Here is a 23,823-nt window from a genome sequence, read left to right on the forward strand (position 1 = left end):
GGGCCGGTCAGCCCAGGAAGGCGGCGGTGGCGGTCACGAAGCGTGCCGGGTCGTCCAGCCACGGGAAGTGCGCGGCGCCGGGCTGGACGACGAGCTCGGCGTACGGGAAGAGTCCGGCGAGCTCGGCCAGGGCGGGCGGCGGCGAGTTCAGGTCGCACTCCCCGGCGAGCACGAGCACCGGGGAGCCGAACCGGGCGAGCGCGGCCCGCGTGGCGGCCGGGTCGTAGGCGCCCTCGGAGCCGTAGACGGCCGCGGCCGCGTCGTTGCGCTGGCCGGCCTCGGCGGCCTTGTGCGTCCGCGCCGCCGCGTCCCAGCGCCCGTAGGCGAAGGGGGCGAGCGCCGCGAACGCCTCCGGGGTGGCCCGGCCGCCCAGGACGGCTTCCAGGGCGGCGAAGGCGGCCGGGAACCACGGCTCGTCCCGGCGCAGGAGCGCCGTCTCGCGCCGCACGGCGCCGGTCACCGGCACGTCGACCGCCATGACGCTCGGCGTGATCAGCGCCAGTCGGCCGACCCGCTCGGGGTGCCGCGCCGCGTAGAGGACCGCGAGATTCGTGCCGCCCGAGTGCGCGAGCAGGTCCACCGTGGCCAGGCCCAGATGTTCCCGCAGGGCCTCGACGTCGTCCACGAGGCGGTCGCAGCGGTACGAGGCGGGGTCGTCCGGCTCCGCCGAGTCTCCGGTGCCGCGCAGGTCCAGCATGACCAGCGGGCGGTGCGCGGCGAGTCCGCCGAGGTCACCGAAGTACGCGGAGGCCTGCATCGGCCCTCCGGGGAGACAGATCACGGGAGCGGCTCCGAAGCCGCCGTCGCCGGTTGCTCCTCCGTCCCCGGACACGTGATAGGCGAGCTCGGTTCCGTCGGGCGCGGGGAAGGTAGGCATGGCCGAGACCCTGTCACCGTCCCCGGCGCCGGGCAACCGAGTTGTTGGGGCGGCGTCCGGCCAGGTCAGCAGGGGGGTGGGGGCCGGTGCGCGCCGTCGGTGACGTCGTTCCCCGCCGCGGGCTCCGGTGACGTTAAGGTGTGGCGCAAGCATCACCGTACGAAGTCAAAGTGAGTCAGTGTGCCCGCCTCCTTCCAGCCGGTCCTGGACCGCATCGCGACCGAGATCGCCGCCACCCCGGGACGCGGGCGCCCCGCCGACTACATCCCCGCGCTCGCCACCGCGGACCCGGACCGCTTCGGCATGGCCGTCGCGGACCTCGACGGGACGGTGTACGGCGTGGGGGACTGGCAGCACCCCTTCTCCACCCAGTCCATCACCAAGGTCTTCACGCTCGCCATGGCGCTGTCCCTGGAGGAGGACGCCCTCTGGGAGCACGTGGGGCGCGAGCCGTCCGGCAACCCCTTCAACTCGCTGGTGCAGCTGGAGTACGAGAACGGCATCCCCCGCAACCCCTTTATCAACGCGGGCGCCCTCGTCGTCACCGACCGCCTGCACACCCTGACCGGCGACGCCTCCGGCGCCCTGCGCGCGTTCCTGCGGGCCGAGTCGGGCAACGACGCGCTCGGCTTCGACGAGGAGGTGGCCGCGTCGGAGGCCGCCCACGGCGACCGGAACGCGGCCCTGGCCCACTTCATGGCGTCGTACGGCAACATCACCAACCCGGTGCCCGAACTCCTCGACCAGTACATCCGCCAGTGCGCCGTCGCGGCCTCCTGCGGCGACCTCGCGCTGGCCGCCGGGTTCCTGGCCCGGCACGGGATACGGGCCGACGGGTCCACGCTGCTCACCCGCAGCCGCGCCAAGCAGGTCAACGCGGTGATGCTGACGTGCGGCACCTACGACGCGGCCGGCGACTTCGCCCACCGGGTGGGGCTGCCCGGCAAGAGCGGGGTGGGCGGCGGCATCATCGCGGTGGTGCCCGGCCGGTGCGCCGTGTGCGTGTGGAGCCCCGGCCTCGACCGGCGCGGCAACTCGGTCGCGGGCGTGGCGGCGCTGGACCGCTTCACGACGCTCACGGGCCTGTCCATCTTCTGACGGCGACCCGCCCGGCGGCATCCCGCGGCGACCCGCCCGGCGGCATCCCGCCGGGCCCTAAGTCCCTCCCTCAAGGCCCTTCGTCACTCAATATGTTGTGCCCGGCATGTCGCTGTTGGTACCAGATGTAGTGTTTCGGCTGTCGGTTCGGCGGGCGCCCACAGCGCCTGCCGGGACATCAGGGAACCCGGTGCGAATCCGGGGCTGCCCCGCAACGGTGAGCGGCCGCACGGCGGTCCGAGCCCGACCCCTGCCGACCGCCTCCCGCGCAGCTTCGCGCGGTGAGGACCCATCTCCGTACCGCCTCGTGGGAGGGCTGTCGTGACGCAGACCGTGACGCACATCAACGCCGTGGACTCGGTGACCGAATACCTGGACCGCAGCGACTGGCGGGTGAACGCCAACGCGAACCAGGGCTACTCGCTGGGCGGCCTCATCCTCAACGCCGCCGGGAAGATCGTCGCCAACTACTGGCTGGACCAGGTGTACCCCGAGGCGGTCGGCCGCGCCCACCGCGAGGGGGACCTGCACATCCACGACCTGGACATGCTGGCCGGCTACTGCGCCGGCTGGTCGCTGCGCACCCTGCTCACCGAAGGGTTCAACGGGGTCCCCGGCCAGATCGACTCCGCCCCGCCCCGGCACTTCTCCTCCGCCGTCGGCCAGATCGTCAACTTCCTCGGCACCCTGCAGAACGAGTGGGCGGGCGCCCAGGCGTTCAGCTCCTTCGACACCTACATGGCCCCCTTCGTGCGCAAGGACGCCATGTCCTACGACGAAGTCCGCCAAGGCGTGCAGGAACTGGTGCACAACCTCAACGTGCCGTCCCGCTGGGGCACCCAGACGCCGTTCACCAACCTCACCTTCGACTGGACCTGCCCGCCCGACCTGCGCGAGGACATACCCGTCGTCGGCGGCCGGGAGATGGACTTCACCTACGGGGAGCTCCAGGCCGAGATGGACCTGATCAACCGCGCGTACATCGAGGTGATGACGGCCGGTGACGCGACCGGGCGGGTCTTCACCTTCCCCATCCCGACGTACAACATCACCGCGGACTTCCCCTGGGAGAGCGAGAACGCCGAGCGGTTGTTCGCGATGACCGCCAAGTACGGGCTGCCCTACTTCCAGAACTTCATCAACTCCGACCTCGCGCCGAACCAGATCCGCTCGATGTGCTGTCGCCTCCAGCTGGACCTGACCGAGCTCCTCAAGCGCGGCAACGGCCTGTTCGGCAGCGCGGAGCAGACCGGTTCGCTCGGTGTGGTCACCCTCAACTGCGCCCGGCTCGGCCATCTGCACGCGGGCGACGAGGCCGGGCTCCTCGACGCGCTCGACCGGCTGCTCGGGCTCGCCAGGGACAGCCTGGAGATCAAGCGGGTCACCGTCCAGGACCTGATCGACGGCGGCCTGTACCCGTACACGAAGCGCTATCTCGGGACGCTGCGCAACCACTTCTCCACGATCGGCGTGAACGGCGTCAACGAGATGATCCGCAACTTCACGCACGACGCCCACGACATCACCGGCGCCGAGGGGCACGCGCTGGCGGTCCGGCTGCTCGGCCACGTCCGGGCGCGGATGGTGGAGTTCCAGGAGCAGACGGGCCACCTCTACAACCTGGAGGCCACCCCGGCCGAAGGGACCACCTACCGGTTCGCCAAGGAGGACCGGCGCCGCTTCCCCGACATCCTCCAGGCCGGTACGGACGGCAACCCGTACTACACCAACTCCTCGCAACTGCCGGTCGGATGGACCGACGACCCGTTCGAGGCACTGGAGATGCAGGACGACCTGCAGACGATGTACACCGGCGGCACGGTCCTGCACCTGTACATGTCCGAGCGGATCTCGGACGCCCAGGCCTGCCGTGCCCTCGTGCGGCGCGCGCTGGAGCGCTTCTCGCTGCCCTATCTGACGGTGACCCCGACCTTCTCGATCTGCCCGGAGCACGGCTACCTGGCGGGTGAACACCCCGCCTGCCCGACGTGCGGCGGTGAGTGCGAGGTCTGGACGCGGGTGATGGGCTACCACCGGCCGGTCTCCTCCTTCAACATCGGCAAGAAGGGCGAGCACGCCGAGCGCGTCCACTTCCAGGAAGCCGCGGTGTGATCCGCGTCGGCGGCTGGGCCCGGCTGTCGACCTGCGACTGGCCGGGCCGCCTGGTCACCACGGTCTTCTGCCAGGGCTGTCCCTGGCGCTGCGGCTACTGCCACAATCCCGGGCTGCTGGACCCGCGCGGTCCCGCGACCGTCGACTGGGCGGAGGTGACCGGCCATCTCGTCCGGCGCCGGGGCCTGTTGGACGGCGTGGTCTTCTCGGGCGGCGAACCGCTGCTGCAGGCGGGCCTCGCGCCGGCCATGCGTGAGGTGCGCGACCTGGGGTTCGGTGTCGCCCTGCACACGGGAGGCGCCTTTCCCCGCCGCTTCGCCGGGCTGCTGGACGAGGGCCTCGTCGACTGGGTGGGCTTCGACGTGAAGGCGGCGCCGGCCGCGTACGACCGTGTCACCGGAACGCGGGGCAGCGCCGCTCCCGCGCTGCGCAGTCTGCGCCTGCTGCGGGACTCCGGAGTGGCGCACCAGTTGCGGACGACGGTCGATCCCGCGCTCCTCGACGCCCGCGCCGTCGCGGAGTTGGGGGAGTGGCTCGCGGAGCAGGGGGCGGGCGGGCACGTCTGGCAGGAGGCCCGTCCCGTCTGACGGCGCGCGGCCGTGCCGGGTCACGGGGTCAGGACGACCTTGCCGACGACCGTGCCGGACTCGGCGAGGCGCAGGGCCTCGGCGGCCCGGTCCAGCGGCAGCCGGGCGGCGATCTGCGCGGTCACGTCACCGCGGCGGGCGGCGGCGAAGACCTCGGTGAGGTCGGCGCGCAGCCGGGCCCGGAAGCGGTCCTTGGCCAGGGCCCGGCCCGCCCAGACGTTGAAGAAGTAGGCGCGGCGGCGGTTGGGCAGCGCGTTCCACAGCCAGACGCGGCCGAGCAGCTTGAGCACCGGCCACTGCTTGGAGCCCTCGTCGTCGCGGGTCGATGCGCTGCCGTACGAGACGAGCGTGCCGCCCGGCGCGAGGAGCCGCCAGGAGTCGACGATGCCCCGGCCGCCGATGTGGTCGAAGACGGCGGCGACCCCGGCGGGGGCGAGTGCGCGGATGCGCGCCGCGACGTCGTCGCCCCGGTAGTCGACCGGCGTGACGCCTCGCTCGCGCAGCGCGTCGTGGTGACGCGCCGAGGCCGTGCCGATCACCCGCACGCCGGCGGCGTGGGCGAGCTGGACGAGGACCGAGCCGACCCCGCCGTTGGCGCCGTGCACCACGACGGTCTGACCTGCCCGGACCCGCGCCTTGCGGTGCAGCATCTGCCAGGCGGTGATGCCGTTGACGACGAGCGTCTCCGCCTCGGCGGCCCCGATGCCGGGCGGGACCTCCACCACGTCGGCCGCGTCGACCAGGACGTGGCTGGCCCAGCCGCCCACCTTGAGCAGGGCGGCCACCCGGGCGCCCGCGAGGTCCCGCCCGACGCCGTCACCGGTCGCGAGCACCGTGCCGACGAGGTCGTAGCCCGGCACGAAGGGGAAGGGCGGCTGGTCGTAGTACCGGCCGCGCCGCATCTGCTGCTCGGCGAAGGACACCCCGGTCGCCTCCATCCGGACCAGCACCTGGCCCGGCCCCGGGGCGGGCACGGCTCCGTGCCGGATCTGCAGGCCCTCGGGCTCCACGGTGCCCGGCAGGACGACCTCGACGAGTGCTTCGGCGTTCATGATGACCTCCATCGCGCTGCGCGCTGGTGAGTGGCTTTCGTGTTCGTTATAAGTTCTAACACCAGGGCGTGCGAGCGTCAATAAGTTTCGTAAGAGGGTCTAACGTCGGCGGCTCCGGGTCAGGCCGGGCGGGCGAGCGTCGCCCTCGCCAGGGCCGCCACTCCGTCGTGGATGAGCCGCGGCGGGGTGTCGAGTGCGCTCAGGTGCTCGATCAGGTCGCTGCGGATGGCGGCCAGCAGGGCGTGGGCGAGGAAATCGGCGTCCCTCTCGCCGCGGGCCTCGACGAGCAGGGCGGTGAGCTCCGTGTGCCAGAGCGTGTAGGTGTCGTTCTGGTACGGGCTGCCGCTGCCCGCGCTCTCCAGGGCGAGCATGAGCGGGCGGGTGTCCAGCTTGAGGCGGAGCAGGGCGTCCAGCAGGGCGAGGGCGCGCTCCTCGGCGGGGGCCCCGGGGCCCAGGGGCGGCGGGCCCGCGACGACGTCGGCCCGCAGGCGCTCCGTGCGCTGCTCGACGAGCGCCTTGACGAGTCCGACGCGGTCGCCGAAGCGCCGGAAGAGGGTGCCCTTGCCCACCCCGGCGGCGGTCGCGATGTCGTCCATGGAGACCCGGTCGGGGGCGCCGCGCTCGGCGAACAGCCGGTCCGCGGCGGCCAGCACGGCCTCGCGATTGCGCTGGGCGTCGGCCCGCTCCTTGCGCGGGGGTGGTGTCACGGTGCCTCCACTAGAAAAACGGACCGTCGGTCCGTATAGTCGATCCGGACCGCTGGTCCGCATCGTACCGCGGACCGCACGCCGACCTGTGAGAAGGCATCACCATGACGCACGTGACCACGCGGGGAACCGGACCCGAGGACGTCTTCCGGCACGGCATCGAACTCCTCCTGGCGAAGGACTTCGACGGCTGGGTCGAGCTGGTCGCCGAGGACGGCGTCTTCGAGTTCCCCTTCGCCCCGCCCGGCGCCCCGCGCCGCCTCGACGGCAAGGAGGCGGTGCGCGCCTACATGACCGCGTTCCCCGACCACATGGACCTGGAGGACATCCCCCACGTCGAGATCCACCACACCCGCGACCCCGATGTCGTCATCGTCGAAATGCGCTCCGAGGGGCGGTCCGTGAGCACCGGCAGGCCCTTCGAGATGACGTACGTCGTGGTCGTCACCGTCAAGAACGGTCTGATCACCCACTACCGCGACTACTGGAACCCGCTGACCGCCCTGGAGATCGCGGGCGGCACCGACGCGCCGTTCGCGGGGAGCCCGCGATGAGCGGCGGCGAGGCGCGCCCGGCCGGGGACGGCACGATCCTGGTGACCGGGGGCACCGGCACCACCGGCCGACGGGTCGCGGCCCGGCTGGCCGCACGGGGCCACCGGGTCCGGGTCGCGAGCCGGCGACCGGGCGGTGACGCGCCGCACGGGGCGGCGGTGCGCTTCGACTGGGCCGACACCGCGACCCACGCCCCGGCCCTCGACGGCGTCAGCGGTGTCTATCTCGTCCCGGCCGTCGCCGACCCCGACCCCGCGGCGCACGTGCTGCCCTTCCTGGACCGGGCGCGCCGCGCCGGCGTTGAACGCGTGGTGCTGCTCGGCGCGTCGGCCGTCACGGAGGCGGACGGCGGGCTGGGGGAGGCGTACCGGGCGCTGCGCGAACGGTTCCCTGCCTGGGCGGTGCTGCGGCCGTCCTGGTTCATGCAGAACTTCACCGGCCGCCATCCGCACGCCGAGAGCATCCGTGCGAGCGGCGAGATCGTGTCCGCCACGGGCGACGGCAGGATCGCCTTCGTCGACGCCGACGACATCGCGGAGGTCGGCGTGCGGGCCCTGACGGACGGGCGGGCCCACAACGCGGCCCATCTCGTCACCGGGCCACAGGCGTTGAGCTACGCGGACGCCGCCGCGCTGCTCTCCGGCGCCACGGGCCGCCCGGTCAGGCACCGGGCCGTCTCCCGGACGGTGCTGCGGGACCGGCTGACGGCCACCGGGATGCCGGTGGAGTACGCCGAGATGCTCGCCGGGATGGACGAGGCGATCGCGGCGGGTGCGGAGGACCGGACGAGTCCGGCGGTGGAGCGGGTGACGGGCCGGGCGCCGCGCTCGTTCGCCGAGTTCGTCGCCGCGCACGCGGGGGATCGCCGCCCCGGGGCTGACGGGGCGGCTGATCGCGACGCCACGGACGGCTGACAGAATCGTGTGCATGCAGTCAGTGAGTGTGCCGGAGTCCTCGACGCCCCTCGTCGTGGTGGCCGCCGCGATCGTCCGGGCGGGCCGCCTCCTGGTCGTCAGCAAGAAGGCGGCCCCCGATGTGTTCTACGTCCCCGGCGGCAAACCCGACGCGGGCGAGTCGCTGCTGGAGGCGCTGGTCAGGGAGCTGGACGAGGAGCTCGGCGTAGAACCCCTCGAACCGCGCTTCCTGGCGGAGATCGAGGCCGAGGCGGCCATCGAGCGCATCCCCATGCGGTTGACGGTCTTCGAGGCCCGTATCGCGGGCCGCCCCGAACCCGCGGCCGAACTCGCCGACCTGCGCTGGACGTCCGGCGACGAACCCGGCCTGCGCCTCGCCCCCGCCGTACGGGACCACCTGATCCCGATGCTGCGCCGGAGCGGAGCGCTCGGGTAGCGCCCTACGGCGCCCAGCCCGTCGCCACGACCACCACCGCCAGGGCGATGCCGCACAGCGCGGTGCTCAGGAGGCGTCGGCGCAGGGCGCGGTAGGTCTCCTCGTACTCGCCGCGCAGCTCGCGGCTTCGCCGGGCGATGTGCTGCCAGCTGTGCCGGGTCAGGGACAGGTGCTCCTCGGCGTAGAGCCGCTCCACCTCCGCGCGCTGGGTGTCGGTGAGCCAGGGCATCCGGTGGGCGAAGTGCCGTGCCGCGGTGCGGCCTTCGGCGCGGGCCGCCTCGACGAGGAGGTGCCCCTCGATGTCGTTGATGAAGGCGCCGTCGACGGCGCTCCCGGTGCCCAGGGCTCCCGTGCGCCGGGCCGTGCGCAGGGTGCGGTCGTCCATCGCCGTCACCGCAGGGCCCGCCGCTCGGCCGCCGCGACCTCGGGGTGGTGCAGGTCGAACGCCGGGGACTCGGAGCGGATGCGCGGCAGGGCGTGGAAGTTGTGCCGCGGCGGCGGGCAGGACGTCGCCCACTCCAGCGAGCGGCCGTAGCCCCACGGGTCGTCGGTCTCGACCTTCTTGCCGTATTTGGCGGTCTTCCAGACGTTGTAGAAGAACGGCAGCAGCGACAGGCCGAGCAGGAAGGAGAAGATCGTCGAGACGGTGTTGAGGGTCGTGAAGCCCTCCACGGCCAGATAGTCCGGCACGCGGCGGAGCATGCCGTTCGTGCCCAGCCAGTGCTGGACGAGGAAGGTGCCGTGGAAGCCGATGAACAGCGTCCAGAAGGTGATCTTGCCGAGGCGTTCGTCCAGCATCGTGCCGGTGAACTTCGGCCACCAGAAGTGGAATCCGGCGAACATCGCGAAGACCACGGTGCCGAAGATGACGTAGTGGAAGTGCGCGACCACGAAGTACGTGTCGGAGACGTGGAAGTCCATCGGCGGCGAGGCCAGGATGACGCCCGTCAGACCACCGAAGGTGAAGGTGATCAGGAAGCCGACCGCCCACAGCATCGGGGTCTCGAAGCTGAGGGAGCCGCGCCACATCGTGCCGATCCAGTTGAAGAACTTCACGCCCGTCGGCACGGCGATGAGGAACGTCATGAACGAGAAGAACGGCAGGAGCACGCCGCCCGTGACGTACATGTGGTGGGCCCAGACGGTGACGGAGAGGCCGGCGATGGCGATGGTCGCGCCCACCAGACCCATGTAGCCGAACATCGGCTTGCGGGAGAAGACCGGGATGACCTCGGAGATGATGCCGAAGAACGGCAACGCGATGATGTACACCTCCGGATGGCCGAAGAACCAGAAGAGGTGCTGCCACAACAGCGCGCCGCCGTTGCCCGCGTCGAAGATCTGCGCGCCGAACTGCCGGTCCGCCTCCAGGGCGAACAGCGCGGCGGCCAGCACCGGGAAGGCCAGCAGCACCAGCACACCGGTGAGCAGGACGTTCCAGACGAAGATCGGCATGCGGAACATCGTCATGCCCGGAGCGCGCATGCAGACGATCGTGGTGATGAAATTGACCGAGCCGAGGATCGTGCCGAAGCCGGAGAGCGCCAGACCCATGATCCACAGGTCGGCGCCCGCACCGGGGCTGCGTACCGCGTCGGACAGCGGGCTGTAGGCGAACCAGCCGAAGTCGGCCGCACCCTGCGGGGTGAGGAAGCCGCCCACCGCGATCAGCGAGCCGAACAGGTACAGCCAGTAGGCGAACATGTTCAGTCGCGGGAAGGCGACATCGGGGGCGCCGATCTGCAGCGGCATGATCCAGTTCGCGAAACCGGCGAACAGCGGCGTCGCGAACATCAGCAGCATGATCGTGCCGTGCATCGTGAACGCCTGGTTGAACTGCTCGTTCGACATGATCTGCGTGCCGGGCCGGGCGAGTTCGGCGCGCATCAGGAGCGCCATGACGCCGCCGATGCAGAAGAACGCGAACGACGTGACCAGATACAGCGTGCCGATCGTCTTGTGGTCGGTGCTGGTCAGCCACTTCACGACGGCGTTTCCAGGGCGGGGCGGCCGCGGAACGGACCGCACGGGGGCGGTGTCGGCGGCACGCACGGGGGGCGGCATCACGGTGTTGCTGTCCATGTCCCGCCTGTGTCCGGACCGGCCGCACCTGTGACAGGCGGACGGAGCGACATGGATCACACCCCGCGACCGTGACGTTCGCGGCGGTGCCGGACACTTCGTAACCGTGAGCGACGACGAAACCTTCGCCGCTGCCTATCGCGAGAACTACTGGGCGGTCAGCCGCTACGTGGCTCGGCGGCTCGGCGGCCCGACGAACGACACCGAGGAGGTGGTGGCCGACGTGTTCGCCGTCGCCTGGCGGCGCCGCGCCGACCTGCCGGAGACCCCGCTGCCGTGGCTGTACGGGATAGCGCGGCGCTGCCTGGCCAACGCCGTCCGCGGCTACGGGCGCCGCAGGCGCCTGGTCGAACGGATCGGCAACGACGAGACCCGCCACCGCAGGGACGTCGTGTCCGGGCCCGAGGCCGAACGGCCGGGCGACTGGGTGCACGAGGCCCTGGGCCGGCTCTCCGCCGCCGACCAGGAGGTGCTGCGCCTGACGGCCTGGGAGGAACTGGACACCGAGGGGCTGGCGACCGCGCTCGGCTGCGGCACCCGGGCGGCGGCGATGCGGCTGCACCGCGCCCGCCGCAGGCTCAGGGCCGAGATCGACCGCATGCGGCCCGCCCCGGCCGCACGGCCCGCCCCTGAAGCGATCCGCGCCACCGTTCTGGAGGACCACGGCCATGGCTCATGACGACGACATCGCGCTCCTGCGCGCCGCCGACCCGGTGCCCCGTGACGGCGCCCGGTTCCACGGCCGGGCCCTGCCCGCGCACGCGGAACGGCAGTTGAACCTGCTCCTCGCCGACGCGCCCGCCGCCCGCCGCCGGCCGGTGCGCCAAGTGCGCCGCCTGGTCTGGGGCATCGAGATGGTCTCCCTCGCCGTGGCGGCCGCGCTCGCGCTCGTCCTCGCCGGGTCCAGCACACCCGCGGCCGCCGCCCCGCGCCCCCTCGTCCTGCGGGCGGGTTCCACCCCGCAGCCGCTCGACCGGATCGCCGACCGGGCGGCGGCCGCGGCGGCGGCCGGGGGCGCGCCGCGGCTGCGGCAGGGAACCCATGTGCGGACATGGAGCCTCGCCATGGCGTCCGGCCCGGGCGCGAGCCCACCCGTCACCCTGCCCGAGGAGCGCGTCACGCGCTGGCGCGCGGACGGCAGCAGTACGGAACTCGTCGTGGCCACCGACCCGCGCCACCCCGGCCGACCGGTCATCGCCGACGGCCCGGACGGCCCCCGCACCGTCGCCGACGGCAAGGTGCTCAGCGACCGCAGCTACCCGCCCAGCTGGGGCACCGCCCCGCCCCGGTCCCGGCCCCCGCACACCCCCGGAGCGCTGCGCGCCTACCTGGCCGAACTCGGCCACCCGGGCGACCGCACCCCGCTCACCGGCACCGGGGAACTGCTCGACGCCGTCGCGATGTTGCAGCGCCACTGGACCCCGGGCGCCCGCGAGAGCGCCGCGCTGGCCCGGATCCTCGCCGACGCCGACGGCCTGCACCCCGCGGGCGCGGTCACCGACCGGCTGGGGCGGACCGGCCAGGCGTACGTGTACGAGACCACCGGGCTGCGCCGGATGCTGATCCTCGACCCCGCGAGCGGAGCCGTCATCGGCCTGGAGGACATGGTCACCACGAGCGATCGCACGTACGGGCTGAAGGCCGGGGACGTCCTGTCGTACAGCGCCTGGCTGCGGTGACCCCGACGCCGTGGGACATGCGTCCCGCACCGGGGGGGACGTGGGTCCCTGAAGGTCACGGCGCAGTGATCGTTAACATGGTCCAGATGGGCGTAAACAAGCAGGAATCGGGCGATCGGGCCGAGGAGTCCGAGGGACAGGTGGCCGAGGCGAAGGCGCGGGCGGCACGGCTGTTGCTGGCGTTCCGGCACGGGAACCAACTCGCGTACGACGCCCTGGTCGCCGAGTTCGACGCCGACGAGCCGACCACCGACCTCGTCTCCGCGCTGTGCTGGGTCGCCAACGAGGCCGTGCGCAAGGCGTATCTGCCCGAGGCGGGGGACCGGGTGCTGCGGCACCTGGTGCGCCGCGCCGACTTCGGCGACCGGTCCGTGCTCACCGAGGACGGGGCGGGGCCCGATGCGGCACGGCTCCTGGAGGCGGTCGCGGCCGAGGACGTGCGGGCCGTCCAGGAGCTGGTGCGCGGCACACCGGACACCACGTTCCTGCTGGGCAAACTCGTCCTCGCGGTCGCGATGATGCTGCCGGACATTCCCGCGCCGGTGCTGCGCGAGGCCGTCGGGGAGCTGCGCGGGGAGCCCGGGACTCCGCCCGGCTGACGCCGGGACCGCGACGGCCCCGTGGGCCCGCGGCCCGGCGCGGGCCCGGCCCCGCCTCAGACCTTGCGCGTCTCCGCGCCGCCCTCCTCGGGCACCGCGAGCGGGACGCCGAGCGGCCGGGCCAGACCCACGATGCCCTCGTCGAGCCGCTGCAGATGCCGCAGCACGCGGAACGCCACCGAGCCGGTGCGCAGCACCTCGTGGCGGCCGCTGTCCAGCATCGCCGCGATGCTCGCCCCGGACTCGATGACGCCGTCCGGCTCCTCGGCACGCACCCGCGCCGCGATCAGATCGATGTTGTGCGTGATCCGCCGCCCGGCGAGCGCGAGCCGCGCGTCGGCCGCGACGCTCTTGCTGGACGGCACCAGTTCGGCCGTCGCCGCCAGCGAACGGGCGTGATAGGCACACGTCTCCAGGAGCGCCACGATGTAGCGGGCCGTCTGCCGCCGGGCCCGCAGCGGCGCGATCGGATGCGTCAGCGGCTTGGTGGAGCTGCGCAGGTCGTCCAGGGCGGTGTCCAGGTCGCGCGCCAGGTCCACGAGGTCGACCGCAGGACCGCCGGACAACTGCGCCACCGCGGCCGAGACGACGTCCCGCAGCCGGGCGAGGACGTTGCCCAGCTCCTCGTCGGTCCGGTGCGAGGTGCGCACCGGCAGGACCACCAGGGCCGCGATGATCCCGCAGGCCGCGCCGAGCGCCGTCTCCTCGATCCGCAGCACGAGGACGTCGAGGCTGTAGGTGTTCAGGAGGGTGTAGAGCAGCCCCAGCATCGCGGTGACGAAGAACGACATCAGCGCGTACGACAGGGGAGCGGTGAAGAACATCCCGAACACGCAGAGCAGGACGAGGGCGAACGCCGCCCACGTGTGGTTCCCGACGGCGCCGGCCAGCGCCACCCCCGCCACGACGCCGAGCACCGTGCCGAGCAGCCGCCGGTAGCCCTTGACCATGATCTCGCCGGTGGACGCCGTGTTGAGGAACACCACCCAGCAGGTCAGCACCGCCCAGTACCACCGCTGCGTGGACAGGAATTCACCGCCGACGATGGCCAGCGCCGAACCCACCGAGACCTGCACGGCCGCCCTGGTGGTGGGGCGCCGCAGCCCCGTCTGCTCGTCCTCCTCGGCCTGCGCCACCTCACCGGAGATCGAGATCTCCTCCGCCTCGAACTCCTCGCGGGAACGCGCCACTTCCGGGCTGTCGTACTCCTCGTCCTGCGACCCGTCGGTCGCGAGCCGCAGTCCGAGGATGGCGCGGGCGGCCTCGCCGATCGCGCGGAAGCAGTCCTGGACCGCCTGCGAACCCTGCGGAAGCCCCTGCTCCTCGCGATAGCCGAGCAGCCTGTTGCGCACGTACGGGAGGGCCGTGCCCCGGTCGTCGGGCACCAGGCGCACCACGAGCAGATGCAGCGCGCGCAGGTCGCGGCGCAGTGCCGTGCCCGTGTCCTGCGCGATCCTGGCGCGGCGCGGCAGGGCGGTGGGGGCGTTCGGCAGGTGCAGGGTGAGCGTCTCGACACGCTCCGCGCTGCGGGCGTTCAGGAGCAGGACGCCCAGGCGCTCCGCGGCGATCTCGGCGTCGGCGACCCTGCGCTGCAGCAGCGCCGCCGCGGCCGCGTCGCGGGTGCCCTCCTCGAGCCGGCCCTGGATCATCAGCGCGGCCTCGTGCAGCCGGGCGGTGCTGCGCCGCAGGTCGTCCAGGTTCTTCGCCGGTCCCTCGCCGGACGGGGTGTCCGCGTCGAGGAGTTCGATCTGGTGGGCGATCAACTGCGCGAGCCGGGCCCGGAACGCCTCCCGCAGTCGCGCCAGCGTGCGTTCCGGTGTCTCCGGCACGACGGCGAACCGTACGACCGCGCTGCACGCGAAGGCGACGGTCAGCGTCAGGAAGAGCGTGGGCAACGACGAGACGGAGGCGCTGACGAAGAGGGAGACGAAGTAGACCTGGAAGCCGATCAGGCCGAGCGCGGTGCCCCGGTCGCCGAACCGGCGGCAGTACACCGCCCCGAAGATCAGCAGGATGAAGAAGAGGTCCCCGGCCACCACGCGGGAGTTGAGGAGCGCCCCCAGCGAGATCGCGGCCAGGGCCACCGGCAGACCGAGCGCGAGCGTGATCGCCTGTCCGCGGACCTCCTTCTCCTGGATCGCGAACGTGGCGACCATCGCGGTCATCGCGCCCGCGACGAGATGGGTCACCGAGGTGCCGACCAGGGCGAGCACGGCGAGCGCGAGCAGGATCGCCCCGACCGTGCGCAGCCCCGCCATGAGCCGCAGAAGACCGGGGTCGGATGCCGAGTAGCGGTCCCAGACGCCCTTCGCTGTCCGTCGTGCCGATGCCATCGTGATGCCGATCTCTCCGTCGCTCTCTCGGTGCCTCCCGGCGTGGCCCCAGCATTGCACGACGGTGTTTCGCGAGGTCAAGGACGGTAGCGGGGACGGCAGGCGGAGATCGAGTAGGGTTTCGCTCCCGCGAGGAGGGTCCCGCTCCCCGCCACTTGAGGAGGCACCGTGTCGCCGATGGACCGCAAGTCGCCCAGGAGCCGGGCATGACGGCGCGCGTGGCGGTCGGTGACACCGTCGAGGACTTCACGCTGCCGGACGAGACGGGGACCGGGCGGCGGCTCTCCGAGCTGCTCCAGGACGGCCCCGTGGTGCTGTTCTTCTATCCCGCCGCGCTCACGCCGGGCTGCACGGCCGAGGCCTGCCACTTCCGCGACCTGGCCGCCGAGTTCGCCGCGGCGGGCGGGCGGCCGGTGGGGATCAGCGGCGACGAGGTCGAGCGGCAGCGGGAGTTCACCGAACGGCACACGCTGGGCTTTCCGCTGCTCTCGGACCCCGAGGGAGAGGTGCGCGGCCGGTTCGGGGTGACCCGGGGCTTCACGCTGGCGCCCACCAAGCGCGTCACGTTCGTCATCGGTACGGACCGCACCGTGGCCGACGTGGTCCGCAGCGAGCTGCGCATGAGCGCGCACGCCGACCGCGCCCTGGCGGCCGTGCGCCGCCTCACGCAGGGCTGAACCGCCGGGACCCGCGGAGGCGGGGTGGCGTGTGGGGCCCCCGGGGCCGATACTGCGCGCGACGGCCCGGCCCGCGAGGGGCCGGCGGCCGGTGCGACGGAGGGGGAGCCGATGCGGTGGAAGGCGAGTCGAAGGGGCCGCGCGGGACTGCACGGGAGGGGCCGCGCCCTCGCCTGCGGGGCGGTCCTCGCCGCCGCCGCGGGCGTGCTCGCCCCGGCTCCGGCGCACGCGGCCCCGGCCTGCCCGGCCACCGACGCGGCGCCGCCGTCCACGGTGGCGCACCTGCCCGACTGGGTCGAGTCGATCGCCGTCGACGGGCGGGGCCGGATGTTCGCCACCGCGTACTTCACCGGCCGCGTCTACCGCATCGACGCGCCGGGCCGCACCCCGGTCGCCCTCACCGGTGACGTGGGGGCCAACGGCGGGATCGTCGTCCGCCCCGACGGGCGGCTTCTCGTCGGCACCGGCAACGATCTCGCGCACTCGCTCACCGGTGACCTGTTCCCGACGTCGAAGCTCCTCCTGGTGGACCCCGAGTCCGGCGGGGTCACCACCTACGCCGACGGGCTCGGCGGGATCGACGGCGTCGCCCTCGCCCCCGACGGAACGGTGTACACCACGACCCTGGGTGGCCGGACCATAGGCCGCGTCACACCGCGCGGCCACGTCGACCCCGCCTGGGCCCGGGTGGCGCAGCCCAACGGAGTCGCCGTCTCCCCGGACGGCCAGCAGGTCTACGTCATCCAGACGACCGTCGCCCCCGGCCTGTACCGCATCCCGGTGGACGACCCGGCCCACCCGGTGCGCTGGATCTCACCCTCCGCGGCGGACGCCCTCGCCCTGCCCGACGGCCTCACCCTCGACGCGGCGGGGCGGCCGCTGGTCGCCACCCACGCGGCCGGGCAGATCTGGCGGGTGGAGGACGGGCGGCTGTGCGCCGTCACGTCGGGGATGCCCCTCTCCACCCAGGTCACCTACGGACGGGGCGACCGCGGATTCGCGGCGGGCCGGCTCTACCGGGCGGGCGTCGACGGACGCATACAGGAGGTGCCTGCAGGGGCCGAGGGCGCGGCGCGGGACTGACGCCGCAGGTGAGCCGTGTCTCACCTGCCCGGTCCCGCTTGTCTATGCAACTCGTTGCATAGAAGGATTCGCGCATGGCGCTTGAGCACGCGATCCTCGTGTCCCTGCTGGAGAAGCCGGGCTCCGGATACGAGCTGGCCCGGCGGTTCGACCGGTCCATCGGCTACTTCTGGGCCGCCACCCACCAGCAGATCTACCGGGTCCTCAAGCGCATGGAGGGCGACGGCTGGATCGGCGCCCGCGAGGTGGCCCAGCAGGACCGGCCGGACAAGAGGGAGTACTCCGTCACGGCCCCGGGCAGGGACGCCCTCACCCGGTGGCTGCAGGAGCCGATCCAGCCCGAGAGCGTGCGGCACGAACTGGCCGTGAAGATCCGCGGCGCGGCCTTCGACGACCCGGCCGCGCTGATCGACGAGGTGGAACGGCACCGCACGGCCCACGCGGACCGGCTCGCGCACTACCTCGCGGGGGAGCGGCGCGACTTCACCGGACCTGCCGCCCCGGCAGCCGGACCGCCGGATCCCGGCCGCGAACTCCAGCACGTCGTGCTGCGCGGCGGCATCGCGTACGAGCGCATGACCATCGACTGGCTCGACGACGTGCTCGCCACCCTGCACCGGCTGCGCGCCGAAAGCTGACCCGGCGGCCCGCACCGCCCCGCCGCCCGAAACCCCCTCCGCACCACCCCACCCTCGACCTCCCGAGCCGGAAAGGCGACCGACCATGGCCGACCCGCTGCTGTTCAACCCCCACACCTACGACCCCGCGCACTTCGACCCCGAGACGCGCAGGCTGCTGCGCGCCACCGTCGACTGGTTCGAGGCGCGCGGCAAGCGCCGGCTGATCGAGGACTACCGCACCCGCGCCTGGCTCGCGGACTTCCTCGCGTTCTCCGCCGAGGAGGGCCTGTTCGCCACCTTCCTCACCCCGGCCTCCGCCGCCGGGGAGGGCGAGGAGGACAAGCGCTGGGACACCGCCCGGATCGCCGCACTCAACGAGATCTTCGGCTTCTACGGTCTCGACTACTGGTACGCGTGGCAGGTCACCATCCTCGGCCTCGGCCCGGTCTGGCAGAGCGACAACGCCGCCGCCCGCGAGCGCGCCGCCGAACTCCTCTCCCAGGGCGAGGTGTTCGCGTTCGGCCTGTCCGAGAAGAGCCACGGCGCCGACATCTACTCCACCGACATGCTCCTGGAGCCGGACGGCGACGGCGGCTTCCGCGCCACCGGCTCCAAGTACTACATCGGCAACGGCAACGCCGCCGGACTGGTCTCCGTCTTCGGCCGCCGCACCGATGTCGAGGGCCCCGACGGCTACGTCTTCTTCGCCGCCGACAGCCGCCACGCGGCGTACCACCTGGTCAAGAACGTCGTCGACTCCTCCAAGTACGTCAGCGAGTTCCGCCTGGAGAACTACCCGGTGGGCCCCGACGACGTCCTGCACACCGGCCGGGCCGCCTTCGACGCCGCCCTCAACACCGTGAACGTCGGCAAGTTCAACCTCTGCACCGCCTCGATCGGCATCTGCGAGCACGCGATGTACGAGGCCGTCACCCACGCCACGGGCCGCATCCTCTACGGCCGCCCCGTCACCGCCTTCCCGCACGTGCGCCGCGAGCTGACCGACGCCTATGTGCGCCTCGTCGGCATGAAGCTGTTCAGCGACCGCGCCGTCGACTACTTCCGCTCCGCGGGCCCCAACGACCGCCGCTACCTCCTCTTCAACCCCATGACGAAGATGAAGGTGACCACCGAGGGCGAGAAGGTCATCGACCTCATGTGGGACGTGATCGCCGCCAAGGGCTTCGAGAAGGACAACTACTTCGCGCAGGCGGCCGTCGAGATCCGCGGCCTGCCGAAGCTGGAGGGCACGGTCCACGTGAACCTCGCGCTGATCCTCAAGTTCATGGGCAACCACCTGCTGAACCCGGCCGAGTACGCGCCCGTGCCGACCCGGCTCGACGCGGCCGACGACGACTTCCTCTTCCGGCAGGGCCCGGCGCGGGGCCTGGGCGCCATCCGCTTCCACGACTGGCGCACCGCCTTCGACGGCTACGCCGACGTGCCGAACGTCGCCCGCTTCCGCGAACAGGCCGACGCCCTCTGCACGTTCGTGACCACCGCCGCCCCCGACGAGAAGCAGAGCCGCGACCTGGACCTGCTCCTCGCCGTCGGCCAGCTCTTCGCGCTGGTCGTGCACGGCCAGCTGATCCTGGAGCAGGCCCGCCTGACCGGCCTGGAGCAGGACGTGCTGGACGAGCTCTTCGCCGTCCTCGTACGGGACTTCTCCGCGCACGCCGTGGAGCTGCACGGCAAGGACTCCGCTACCGCCGACCAGCAGACCTGGGCGCTGGGCGCGGTCCGGCGCCCGGTCGTCGACGAGGCCCGCTCGGCGCGTGTCTGGGAGCGCGTCGAGGCGCTGGCCGGGTCGTACGAGATGGCCCCCTAGGCGGCGCCGATCGCCGCCCGCAGGGTAATGCCGGTCATGAGACTCCCTCGGGGCGCAGTGCGCGGGGGATGCGGTCCAGGGAGCGGTCCCGCTGCCGCTCGTACAGGGTGAAGGGGTCGGCGACCTCCCGGTCCATGACCGCGGACAGCCGGTCGGCGTCGTACGCGCTGCCCTCCCGGTCGCCGTGCCGTGAGCCCGTGTCGCTGAGGTTGGACTGGAAGATTCCGGCGGCCGACCGGGGCAGGAAGTCCTCGTAGACGATCGGCTCGGCCCGCAGCCAGCCCGCCGCGAGGAGGTCGTCGAGGTCCGCGGGCGGCCGGCTGCCGTCGGCGGGACGGTCGGCCACGGCGTGGTAGGTGAAGAACCCGAGGCCGCGCGCCGCCAGTTCGTGCTCGGTCGGGGGCAGGTGCTCGCTCCACACCGCGCGGGCGACGTCGCCGCGCACGTCCGCGGGCCGGCCGGCTGACCGCTCGTCGACGAGGGCGAGGAGCCGGTCGTGGAGCGCGCGGCCCTCGCGGGTCAGCGCGATCCCGCGGGCCTCGACCTCGCCGAAGCGCACCCGCAGGGCGCCGCGGGTCACGCTGCCGTCCGGCGCGCGCAGGGCGCGCGGCTCGGCGAGCGCCCGGAAGGACGTCTGGCGCAGCAGGACGTCCGGGCCCGTCCAGCGCGGCGGCCCCTGGATGGTGTCGATCATCTCGACGCCGCGTGCGGTCATGCGCCGGTAGAGCTCGTCGATGTCCAGGACGCGCGGGGTGAGGTGGTTGAGGTGGGTGCTGCGGACGCCGCCGATGTCGGCGGCGACGGCGGAGACCCGCTCCAGGGCCGCGTACCAGTCCCTGTCGATCGGCTCGGCGGACAACTCGAAGGCCGCCACGGCGAGGCCGAGGAACCGCTCGGCCTCCGCGTCGGGCAGCTCCCGCTCCGCCTCGGCCCGGTCGGCCAGCGCGAGCAGCTCCGGCCCGAACAGCTCACGTCCGGCCAGGAACGCGGTCAGGCGGGCGCGCAGGTCCGCGTCGAAGAAGCGGGGGTCGGAGACGGTGAGCAGGGAGGTGAAGACCCGGAAGGGGTTGCGGGCGAGCTCGTCCTCGTCGACCGGCCGGAACGCGGTCGACACGACCGGCAGGGCGGAGGTCGCCGTGTCGCGCAGGTCGTAGAAGCCGACCGGGCGCATGCCGAGCGCACCGAAGATCCGGCCCACCTGCCGCAGTTCGCCGGGGGTGCCGACCCGGATCGCGCCGTGCCGCTCGGCGGTGACGCGGCCGATCGAGCCGAGCCGCTCCGCGGCGGCGCCCCGCGCGCCGAGCACGTCCTCGTTGACCTCGCGGGAGACGTCCACCAGCGTCGTGTACGCGGGGACCTCACGCCCGTACATCCGCGAGAGCCGCCCGGCGAACGCCGCGCGCAACTGCCACTGTTCCATCGGGGGAACGTCACCTCCACGACGATGTCCCGCACGCCCGCCCCGCCGTCGGCGACCACGACGGGCGTACCGTGCGGCGGTCTGCCCGCCATGGTGGGGCACGCCCGCCGGGGGAGTCCATGCGAGGGGCGCGCCCCGGCCGGGGACGGCGCGATCCGTTCACCCGGCCAGCGCGCGCCGCAAGGCGTCGCCGACCTTGGCGATCTGCCGCTGGGACACCTCGGCGGACAGGATGGACTGCGAGCCGTGGAAGGTGCCGGGCCACTGGTGCAGCTCGACCGAGACGCCCGACTGCAACAAGCGCTGGGCGTAGGCGATGTCCTCGTCGCGGTTCGGGTCGAACTCGGCGGTGGCGATGTAGGCGGGCGGCAAGCCGGACAGGTCGGCGGCGCGGGCGGGGGCCGCGTACGGCGTGGCCGTCCGGTCGCCGAGATAGTGCCGCCACGCCGTGGCCACGGTGGCGCGGGTCGACCAGGGCGTGTCGGTGAAGTGGCGCGCCGACCAGGTCTCCATCCGGTCGTCGAGCCCCGCCTCGTTGAGCAACTGGAAGCAGATCGGGGGCCCTTGGTGATCACGGGACCACAGGGCGACGGCCGCCGCGAGATTCCCGCCCGCGCTGTGCCCGCCGACCGCGATCCGCGCCGGATCGACGCCGAGCTCGTCCGCGTGCCCGGCCGTCCACCGCAGCGTGGCGCAGGCGTCCTCCAGAGCGGCCGGAAAGGGGTGTTCGGGGGCGAGCCGGTACCCCACCGACACCACCACCGCGCCGGAGGCGGCCGCGACCCGGCCGGCCCACGGGTGTTCCGTGTCCAGGTCGCCCATGACGTGCCCGCCGCCGTGCAGCCAGACCACGGCGCCCCGTGCCTGCAACGGACGGTAGACGCGCACCGGCACGGCCGGATCGCCGGGGACCGTGCGGTCCTCGACCTCGATGCCGGTGATGTCCGGCGCCGGCTTGGTCGCGGCGTACGCGGAGTACCGCTCGCGCGCGGCGACGGGATCGTCGAGGTCCTGGCGCGGGAGCAGCGGGAGGAAGGCTTCCAGTTCGGGATCCATGCCCGCCATCCTCCGCCACGCCGGGCCGTCCGTCGTCCGCCAACTGTCGCGCCGTGCACCGGCATTGACCGCCGACCGTCGCGCGCGTCGAGCCTCCCCGCGCCCTATCCTCCTGCCATGGAAGCACTGGCCGTACGGCTGTCCGGACTCGATTCGCACGTCGAGGGCGCCATCCGCGTCGTCACGTTCTACGACACCCTCATGCGCCGCCGGGTGGACCTGCCGGCGCTCGCCCGGTCCTCGGCGGGGCTCGCCGAGTGCGTGGCCGGAATCCGGCTGCACGGCACCGGGCGGGCGATCCGCGTCTCGCCCGAGGGCAAGGACGTGACCGGGCCGCCGTCACCCGCGTCGAGCACGGCGCCGGTCACCCTCGACGAGGAGGAGATCGGCACGGTCTGGCTGGAGCGCACCGGCCCGCCCAACCCGCTCGACGAGGTGCTCCTCGACCGGTGGGCCCTCGCCGTCGCGGCGGCCGTCGAGCGCTACGGCCCGGCCCGCACCACCATGGCCGACCCGGCACTGGTCGAACTCGCCATCAGCTCCGACAGCGAAGAGGCCGCCAGAGCACGGGCGTTGCGCCTGCTCGGGTTCGCGGCGGACCTGCCGGTGCGCGTCGTCGCCGTTCGCTCCGCGCTCCCGCTGGACAAGCTGGGCGGCCTGATCTGCCCGGCCCGCCCGGTGAAGGCCGCCCCGCTCGCCGAGGTGGGCGTGCTGCTGGCCACCACCGTCGACCGGACGCGGTTCCCCGCCGGTGTGCGGGCGGGCATCGGCGCCGCCGGAAGCCCGGACCTGTCCTGGCGCGAGGCCCGTACCGCTCTCCGTTTCGCCACCGCGCGCCGCCCCGTCGTCGCCCACGACGACCTGGGGGCGCTGGCGCTGCTCGCGCAGCTCCCCGAGGACGCCGTGTGGAGCAACGCCGACGTGGTGGCGCTGGCCCGGGTGGCCGCCGACCCCGCGGACCTGGAGACGCTGGACGCGTACTGCGCCACCGGCTCCCTGCGCCGGGCCGCCGACCTGCTCCACCTGCACCACAGCAGCGTCGCCCGCAGGATCGACCAGCTCGGCAGGAGCCTGGCCATCGACCTGACAGAGCCCACCGGCCTGGTCCGGGCACGGCTCGCTCTCACCGCCTGGCGGCTGCTCGACGCGTGAGCCGCACGGGCGCAACACCGGAAACCCGTCCCACGGCCGCACCTCCGTCCCCGCGCCGCCCCGCCACCCGCCGCCAGACGGCGAACCCGGCCGTGGCGACCAGCAGATAGACCGGCACGAGCAGCTCCACGTCCGGGGACGACAGCGCGACGGACCAGCCCGCGCCGCGCTCGTCCCCCTCGAACACGATCCGGTTGACCGTGAGGAACGCCAGGTGCGCGCCGATCGCGGTCCACAGGGGCGCGTGCCGCACGGCGGTGCGGGCCACGGTGAGCATCAGGCCGAACACCAGCAGCAGAATCAAATAGCCCACCGGGTCGCGGCCGCCCGGCGCGAGTCCCACCGGTCCGGCCTGCGCACCGACGAGCGGCGCGACCCCGGCCTCGACGACCGTGGAGGCTCCGGGCACGACCAGGAAGACGGCCGTGGTGCCCAGCGCGGTGGCCGGGCCGCCGAGACGGCTCCGGAGCGACGTCCATGCGTAGCCGCGCAGCGTCGTCTCCTCGGGCAGCGCCTCCAGGAGGAGTGCGACCACGCCGTTCGTCAGCAGGAATCCGGTGAGTGCGGGCAGGTCGGGGCGCGACCAGCGCAGCAGCCCGGCGGCCGTCGCGGCGCCGAGCATGAGCCCCGCGGCGCCCACCGTCACCGCGACCCCGACGAGCAGCGCCCGCAGCCGCCCCGTGGAGCCGCCGAGGCCGATGTCGCCGGGCGTCCCGCCCCGGCGGCGCAGCGCGAGCACGACCAGCGGCACCGCCACCGCGCTGACCAGCACGGCCGGGACGAGCCGGGCCGCGAACCCGGTCAGGCCCACGGCATCGGCGAGCACCGGGCCCGCCGTCGTACCGGCGCCGAGCGCCACCGCCATGACGAGCCCGCCGCACAACGCCCTTGCCAGGGCGCCGGTGAGCGAAGGAACGGGCGTCCCGGGCCCGGGGCCGGCCATGTGTCTCTCCTCGC

The 23,823-nt window shown here is 73.3% G+C and carries 23 protein-coding genes and 1 riboswitch; of the genes, 14 read left to right on the top strand and 9 right to left on the bottom strand.

Translation table 11 applies throughout. The features are described 5' to 3' along the window. Positions 1 to 7: 7 nt before the first annotated feature. The gene (locus tag ACFYXE_RS10835) at positions 8 to 877 is read right to left on the bottom strand and encodes an alpha/beta fold hydrolase (protein WP_389311092.1); all 870 of its coding nucleotides are present in this window, start codon (positions 875 to 877) and stop codon (positions 8 to 10) included. Positions 878 to 1,057: 180 nt separating this feature from the next. On the opposite strand from ACFYXE_RS10835, the gene ACFYXE_RS10840 reads away from it, so the two are divergent. The 3 genes from ACFYXE_RS10840 (at position 1,058) to ACFYXE_RS10850 (ending at position 4,674) form a co-directional block, all read left to right on the top strand. Beyond that, positions 1,058 to 1,975 carry a glutaminase gene (locus ACFYXE_RS10840; RefSeq protein WP_361167515.1) on the top strand — a complete coding sequence of 306 codons (918 nt, stop codon included), beginning with the start codon at positions 1,058 to 1,060 and terminating at the stop codon, positions 1,973 to 1,975. A gap of 126 nt (positions 1,976 to 2,101) precedes the next feature. Next, a riboswitch (cobalamin riboswitch) is annotated at positions 2,102 to 2,248 on the top strand. 48 nt (positions 2,249 to 2,296) lie between these two features. Further along, positions 2,297 to 4,087, top strand: coding sequence for a ribonucleoside triphosphate reductase (locus ACFYXE_RS10845; protein ID WP_389311094.1), 1,791 nt, complete (start codon positions 2,297 to 2,299; stop codon positions 4,085 to 4,087). Beyond that, positions 4,084 to 4,674 carry an anaerobic ribonucleoside-triphosphate reductase activating protein gene (locus ACFYXE_RS10850; RefSeq protein WP_389311096.1) on the top strand — a complete coding sequence of 197 codons (591 nt, stop codon included), beginning with the start codon at positions 4,084 to 4,086 and terminating at the stop codon, positions 4,672 to 4,674. Before ACFYXE_RS10845 ends, ACFYXE_RS10850 begins: the two co-directional genes overlap by 4 nt. A 20-nt stretch (positions 4,675 to 4,694) precedes the next feature. On the opposite strand, the gene ACFYXE_RS10855 is transcribed toward ACFYXE_RS10850, so the two are convergent. Both ACFYXE_RS10855 and ACFYXE_RS10860 read right to left on the bottom strand, forming a co-directional pair. Further along, positions 4,695 to 5,726, bottom strand: a complete 1,032-nt coding sequence (locus ACFYXE_RS10855; protein ID WP_389311098.1) for a medium chain dehydrogenase/reductase family protein — start codon at positions 5,724 to 5,726, stop codon at positions 4,695 to 4,697. Positions 5,727 to 5,845: 119 nt separating this feature from the next. Then, entirely contained in the window at positions 5,846 to 6,433 is a 588-nt protein-coding gene (locus ACFYXE_RS10860) for a TetR/AcrR family transcriptional regulator (RefSeq protein ID WP_389311100.1), read from the bottom strand. Between the two features lie 113 nt (positions 6,434 to 6,546). On the opposite strand from ACFYXE_RS10860, the gene ACFYXE_RS10865 reads away from it, so the two are divergent. The 3 genes from ACFYXE_RS10865 to ACFYXE_RS10875 are packed head-to-tail and all read left to right on the top strand — an operon-like array spanning position 6,547 to position 8,337. Beyond that, on the top strand, positions 6,547 to 6,987 hold the full coding sequence (locus ACFYXE_RS10865; RefSeq protein ID WP_389311102.1) for a nuclear transport factor 2 family protein: 441 nt from the start codon (positions 6,547 to 6,549) through the stop codon (positions 6,985 to 6,987). Beyond that, positions 6,984 to 7,901 carry an NAD(P)H-binding protein gene (locus ACFYXE_RS10870; RefSeq protein WP_389311104.1) on the top strand — a complete coding sequence of 306 codons (918 nt, stop codon included), beginning with the start codon at positions 6,984 to 6,986 and terminating at the stop codon, positions 7,899 to 7,901. Before ACFYXE_RS10865 ends, ACFYXE_RS10870 begins: the two co-directional genes overlap by 4 nt. Before the next feature lie 13 nt (positions 7,902 to 7,914). Next, the gene (locus tag ACFYXE_RS10875) at positions 7,915 to 8,337 is read left to right on the top strand and encodes an NUDIX domain-containing protein (RefSeq protein WP_389311106.1); all 423 of its coding nucleotides are present in this window, start codon (positions 7,915 to 7,917) and stop codon (positions 8,335 to 8,337) included. 4 nt (positions 8,338 to 8,341) lie between these two features. On the opposite strand, the gene ACFYXE_RS10880 is transcribed toward ACFYXE_RS10875, so the two are convergent. Together ACFYXE_RS10880 and ctaD are read right to left on the bottom strand one after the other, a co-directional pair. After that, positions 8,342 to 8,722 carry a hypothetical protein gene (locus tag ACFYXE_RS10880; RefSeq protein WP_389311108.1) on the bottom strand — a complete coding sequence of 127 codons (381 nt, stop codon included), beginning with the start codon at positions 8,720 to 8,722 and terminating at the stop codon, positions 8,342 to 8,344. A gap of 5 nt (positions 8,723 to 8,727) precedes the next feature. Then, the gene (gene ctaD, locus ACFYXE_RS10885) at positions 8,728 to 10,401 is read right to left on the bottom strand and encodes a cytochrome c oxidase subunit I (RefSeq protein WP_389311440.1); all 1,674 of its coding nucleotides are present in this window, start codon (positions 10,399 to 10,401) and stop codon (positions 8,728 to 8,730) included. A gap of 124 nt (positions 10,402 to 10,525) precedes the next feature. Here ctaD and ACFYXE_RS10890 point away from each other — a divergent pair, with 124 nt between their 5' ends. The 3 genes from ACFYXE_RS10890 to ACFYXE_RS10900 all read left to right on the top strand — a co-directional run bounded on the left by ACFYXE_RS10890 (position 10,526) and on the right by ACFYXE_RS10900 (position 12,697). Continuing rightward, entirely contained in the window at positions 10,526 to 11,098 is a 573-nt protein-coding gene (locus tag ACFYXE_RS10890; RefSeq protein WP_389311110.1) for an RNA polymerase sigma factor, read from the top strand. Then, a complete protein-coding gene (locus ACFYXE_RS10895; protein WP_389311112.1) occupies positions 11,088 to 12,098 on the top strand; it encodes a CU044_5270 family protein in 1,011 nt (336 codons plus the stop codon). Before ACFYXE_RS10890 ends, ACFYXE_RS10895 begins: the two co-directional genes overlap by 11 nt. Positions 12,099 to 12,184: 86 nt before the next feature. Then, a complete protein-coding gene (locus ACFYXE_RS10900) occupies positions 12,185 to 12,697 on the top strand; it encodes a hypothetical protein (protein WP_389311114.1) in 513 nt (170 codons plus the stop codon). A 56-nt stretch (positions 12,698 to 12,753) separates the two neighbouring features. Here the strand turns inward: ACFYXE_RS10900 and ACFYXE_RS10905 are convergent, their stop codons facing one another. Next, positions 12,754 to 15,030, bottom strand: coding sequence for an FUSC family protein (locus tag ACFYXE_RS10905; RefSeq protein ID WP_389311116.1), 2,277 nt, complete (start codon positions 15,028 to 15,030; stop codon positions 12,754 to 12,756). Positions 15,031 to 15,236: 206 nt separating this feature from the next. Between ACFYXE_RS10905 and ACFYXE_RS10910 the strand changes: the two genes are divergently transcribed. The 4 genes from ACFYXE_RS10910 (at position 15,237) to ACFYXE_RS10925 (ending at position 19,238) form a co-directional block, all read left to right on the top strand. Then, entirely contained in the window at positions 15,237 to 15,707 is a 471-nt protein-coding gene (locus ACFYXE_RS10910; protein ID WP_389311118.1) for a peroxiredoxin, read from the top strand. A gap of 111 nt (positions 15,708 to 15,818) precedes the next feature. Further along, positions 15,819 to 16,790 carry an SMP-30/gluconolactonase/LRE family protein gene (locus tag ACFYXE_RS10915; RefSeq protein WP_389311120.1) on the top strand — a complete coding sequence of 324 codons (972 nt, stop codon included), beginning with the start codon at positions 15,819 to 15,821 and terminating at the stop codon, positions 16,788 to 16,790. A 74-nt stretch (positions 16,791 to 16,864) separates the two neighbouring features. Further along, entirely contained in the window at positions 16,865 to 17,428 is a 564-nt protein-coding gene (locus ACFYXE_RS10920) for a PadR family transcriptional regulator (protein ID WP_389311122.1), read from the top strand. 85 nt (positions 17,429 to 17,513) lie between these two features. Beyond that, the gene (locus tag ACFYXE_RS10925) at positions 17,514 to 19,238 is read left to right on the top strand and encodes an acyl-CoA dehydrogenase family protein (protein WP_389311124.1); all 1,725 of its coding nucleotides are present in this window, start codon (positions 17,514 to 17,516) and stop codon (positions 19,236 to 19,238) included. A 34-nt stretch (positions 19,239 to 19,272) separates the two neighbouring features. Here the strand turns inward: ACFYXE_RS10925 and ACFYXE_RS10930 are convergent, their stop codons facing one another. Further along, positions 19,273 to 20,658, bottom strand: a complete 1,386-nt coding sequence (locus ACFYXE_RS10930; RefSeq protein WP_389311126.1) for a 2-oxoadipate dioxygenase/decarboxylase family protein — start codon at positions 20,656 to 20,658, stop codon at positions 19,273 to 19,275. Positions 20,659 to 20,817: 159 nt separating this feature from the next. Further along, positions 20,818 to 21,714 (bottom strand): alpha/beta hydrolase, encoded by an 897-nt coding sequence (locus tag ACFYXE_RS10935; protein WP_389311129.1) that lies wholly within the window; start codon positions 21,712 to 21,714, stop codon positions 20,818 to 20,820. Between the two features lie 117 nt (positions 21,715 to 21,831). On the opposite strand from ACFYXE_RS10935, the gene ACFYXE_RS10940 reads away from it, so the two are divergent. Continuing rightward, complete coding sequence (locus ACFYXE_RS10940; protein WP_389311131.1) at positions 21,832 to 22,866, top strand: helix-turn-helix domain-containing protein; 1,035 nt, start codon at positions 21,832 to 21,834, stop codon at positions 22,864 to 22,866. Here the strand turns inward: ACFYXE_RS10940 and ACFYXE_RS10945 are convergent. Then, entirely contained in the window at positions 22,838 to 23,809 is a 972-nt protein-coding gene (locus ACFYXE_RS10945) for a type II CAAX prenyl endopeptidase Rce1 family protein (RefSeq protein WP_389311133.1), read from the bottom strand. The two genes, ACFYXE_RS10940 and ACFYXE_RS10945, sit on opposite strands and share 29 nt — an antisense overlap. Between the last annotated feature and the right edge of the window lie 14 nt (positions 23,810 to 23,823).

Origin of the sequence: Streptomyces sp. NPDC002564, assembly GCF_042889645.1 — a bacterium.
Classification (GTDB): Bacteria; Actinomycetota; Actinomycetes; order Streptomycetales; family Streptomycetaceae; genus Streptomyces.